1 protein-coding gene is annotated in these 1,024 nt (G+C 46.4%); it reads left to right on the top strand.

The window, feature by feature from the left end; all coding sequences use genetic code 11:
• Positions 1–1,024 (top strand): phage tail protein (locus tag ACFIL2_RS08580; RefSeq protein WP_375681727.1); only part of this gene is annotated, 1,024 nt, incomplete at both ends.

Below are 1,024 nucleotides of genomic sequence, written 5' to 3'. Positions count from 1 at the left end.
ATTTTCATCAAGATATTGATGGTTCTGTTTTGGGGATTTCACGCGCAAAACTGATCACACGCCCTCCCCGTTTCTTGCCGTGGTTGATTGAAGAATACGGGCTTGGAGAGCTTACACCTTATGTTCCAAACCTTTATGATTTAATTGATCAGGGTCTTGCATGGCAAAATATTCGCGGCTCCCTTGCGGCAATAGAGATGGGGTTGAGATGGCTAGGGATTTCAGCACGCTTTCAACCCGCATGGACAGGACGGGTGTGGTGGAATTCCTTTCAACTTGATTTTGATCAGTTGCCTGAACGAAAAAGCCTTGAAGCCATTGAAGCAATTACCGACCTTTCCAAAAGTTTGCGCTCTGATTTTCGCCGTGGGACCTATGGTTATGATGTGCAAGTTATGGAAGCCAATATGTCACGCCTTGATGACAGCATGTTGGATTCTGAGAGCGGTGTTCGTTTAACAGCTGGGGGCACTTTGTTTTCCTTTGGGCGCACAACAGAGATCAATCACACGCTGGAAGAAGAAGAAGGCAGGCTTATTGGCAATTGGATAGATGACTTTGACGAGGAGTTAAGCTGGAACCAAATTGATTACCCATGGGATTTGGCAAATTTTCCGTGGTGTTCGGTCAAAAAACATGAACGTGATATCCTCATGGCAGAATGGTTTAGCAACCGTCCCCTTTATTTGGCTTTAAGAGACGCAAACAACACTCTGATTGGGTATCGCCGATGCTATGCTGTAGCGCCTGTAGAGCAGGTTTTAGAGGGTGTCTATAACCATTGTGGCAACAGATTTAATCCTTCCCCAACCGGCACTCTGTTGTTTCTGGCAGCCCGCACAGACTTTCATGATGTTGAGGACAAACAAGCCGCCTCTGTTTCCCTTCTCGTTCATGGCTCTCTTGCACAACAAACCCCTCCTGGAAAACTTTGGTTAGGGGTTCATGAACTGCGTGGTGGTGTAGAAATTCTCAAAACACCGGTCAACATTCCTTTGCGTGCTGATGTTCGCGAACAATTCAA

The sequence above is a fragment of the Bartonella sp. AP30XZML genome (genome assembly GCF_042195945.1).
GTDB lineage: Bacteria > Pseudomonadota > Alphaproteobacteria > Rhizobiales > Rhizobiaceae > Bartonella.
Note: the sequence above shows the minus strand (reverse complement) of the source record. Positions and strands in the feature narration are given on the sequence as shown.